Raw genomic sequence first — 2,451 nt, 5'->3', positions numbered from 1 at the left:
CAGTAAGCCTACAGCGGAGGCCAAGGGATGAAGAGTTACGATCTGGCTGTGTATCTGGAATTGCGTACCGAAGGGTTCGCCGCTATCGCAGCGTTGTTCTATGCGAGAAAATATAAACGAGGCTATTAGCGGACAGATATCACTGCGGTTAGTCGCCAAAACGTCATGCTGAATAGGCGTTTCAAAATCCTAAATAAAAAGCATCTTTCGAGGTGCTTTTTTTACGTCAAATGCTTCGTCAGCTGTTGGTGTCAGCGGATACTGGTTGCAGGTAAACAAATAAACCAATAACAGAGGTCACCATGAAAGTCATCGTCTTCAGTCTGCCGAATTGCCAGCCTTGCCGCATGACCAAAGAGCGTTTTGCCGCAAACGGGATTGAGTTCGTGGAAGGCAGTATCGAAAAGCATCGTGAGCTGTTCCGCAACCTAGGTTTCAAATCGGCCCCTGTCGTGCTGGTGGAGCCTGATACAGGGATGGCGCTTTCCTGGTCTGGGTACCGGCCTGAATTTATCAAGGCACTGATCGAAGGTAAGCCAGACGGTTATAGCATTACTGGTTATGCCCGGATGCGTGTCTCTATCGAAATGCGTGAGCCCGAACTGTTTTCGGCTCCAGGTGAAGCGAAGTAAGAAGGTGAATGCCGTGAGCTATCAAACCGTCGCTATTCCACCAGCCTTAGGGCTGCAACCTCCGAGCGGTGCAGACGTTATTTTGTTGGCGCAACTGACTGAAGCCTTGATGGCCGCTGAAATAAACGTTGCCGTGAAACTGGAACCGATCGCTTGGACACCACCTTCTGGCCGCGCGGTGATGTACCGGCAGGACGCTATCGACGCGCTGTTTAAAGCTGGGATCTCGGTTGATGCTGGTGAAGTGTTGTCGGCCACCACCAATGAGGTGCAACCGATCGACGATGCCGAGCTGGAGGCGCTGCTGGATATGCGTGACGACATGGGGGGCACCGAGTCGTATTACAAGGTCCTGGATGGCGCGCTGAATGGCATTCTGGCTCGTCTGTATGCCGCTGAACGCAAGAACAATCACTGAGAGAAAAACCATGACTGTTTACGAGCTTTTGTTTTCAACTGAGGGTGGGGCGTCGTTGTTTAGCATGATGCTGACCGTTTTCCTGATCGTGTGTTCGCTCGTCTTATGTATTCTGCCGCGTGGTAGCCAGGCGGATTCAATCGGCCTCGACGTGGTCACGGGTATCGTGCTGATTAGCACAGCGGCGAGCATTGTTTGGATTAACTTCGCTGAATATTTCTCTGGTTGAGCAAAGCCATAAAATTCATCGACCATCTTTAAGGAATGTCGAATGTCTCCCGTTCTAATGAACAGTTATTTTTGCGGTGCCGGGCTGATGGATATCGGCCTGAAGAATGCCGGTATTCAGATCGCCCAGTCTTTCGAGCTGGACAAAGACGCCGTTAAGACCTATCGCCACAATCTGGGGAACCATATCAAACACTGCGACATCACGCAGGAAATGGTGTTGGAACAGGATAGCTGTCACGGCATGTCGTTTACTTATCCCTGTACGAAGTATTCAACGATCGGCGATATCCACGGCACGCGGACTGGCGATGAGCTTTTCCTGCACGCACTGCGTCACCTGGCGGTTGCCCAGCCTGAGTTCTACGTTATCGAGAACGTGCCGGGCATGTTGGCGTTCCCAATTGTCATGGAAACAATGACCAAACTGGCCGGGTATTTCATTCAGGTATTCTGCCCGGTGAAATCGGAGCTGTGGGTACCGCAACGTCGGCATCGTCTGATCATAATCGGCACGCGTCGCCCGTTTGATGTTCGCCCGCCGGAAAATACGCGCCCAATCCCTCTCAGTGCGATTTTGGAGGATAACCCGTCCGTTCGTATCCCTAAATCAGTAGAAACGCGGCTACGGGGCGGCTATCGCGATTTACCCATCATTAGCGACCCTGCCAAGGGTGATATCGCACCAACGTGTGTCGCTCATTACGCGAAGGACCGTTCAACGCGACTCGTGGTCGATAAGCGTTTCCCGCTGGGTGCGCGCCCTTATTCGGTGCGTGAGTATGCTCGCTTGCAAGGCGTGCCCGACTGGTTTGAGTTCCCGGTATGCGAAACCTCAGCGTATAAGCAGATCGGTAACGGCGTGAGCACCTACGTCGGTGAATGGGTGGGCACTGAGATGATCCGCTACATGGCGCAGGTTAGCGATAAGTTTTCCCTCACTCATTAACCCTGGAGAAAAAGATGAAATTAACGGAAGAGCAGAAGGCCGACCGCCGAGAATTGGTCATGCTGGTTCAGTACGCCGCTTTGGCATACGCCCTGTTTGGCGCAGGCGTCGCGGGCCTTATGGGGGCGTTGGATGTCAACTCGCTGTGGATGGGAGTCGCGATTGCGCTGGTTTCTCATGTTCTCTTTTTTTCCAGGCCTTCTGTCCGAGACAATTTCCCTGAA

The 2,451-nt window shown here is 52.6% G+C and carries 5 protein-coding genes; all 5 read left to right on the top strand.

What is annotated here, in order from left to right:
* Positions 1–302: 302 nt before the first annotated feature.
* Positions 303–632, top strand: a complete 330-nt coding sequence (locus ACVRRC_RS21605) for a glutaredoxin domain-containing protein (RefSeq protein ID WP_472533516.1) — start codon at positions 303–305, stop codon at positions 630–632.
* 13 nt (positions 633–645) lie between these two features.
* Entirely contained in the window at positions 646–1,050 is a 405-nt protein-coding gene (locus tag ACVRRC_RS21600) for a hypothetical protein (protein ID WP_094962613.1), read from the top strand.
* Between the two features lie 10 nt (positions 1,051–1,060).
* On the top strand, positions 1,061–1,279 hold the full coding sequence (locus tag ACVRRC_RS21595; RefSeq protein ID WP_131680400.1) for a hypothetical protein: 219 nt from the start codon (positions 1,061–1,063) through the stop codon (positions 1,277–1,279).
* A 42-nt stretch (positions 1,280–1,321) separates the two neighbouring features.
* Positions 1,322–2,227, top strand: a complete 906-nt coding sequence (locus ACVRRC_RS21590) for a DNA cytosine methyltransferase (protein ID WP_131680401.1) — start codon at positions 1,322–1,324, stop codon at positions 2,225–2,227.
* Positions 2,228–2,241: 14 nt separating this feature from the next.
* Positions 2,242–2,451: hypothetical protein (locus ACVRRC_RS21585; protein ID WP_472997527.1), on the top strand; the 210-nt coding region annotated here is incomplete at its 3' end.

The organism is Stutzerimonas sp. LR2, assembly GCF_055755175.1.
Note: the sequence above shows the minus strand (reverse complement) of the source record. Positions and strands in the feature narration are given on the sequence as shown.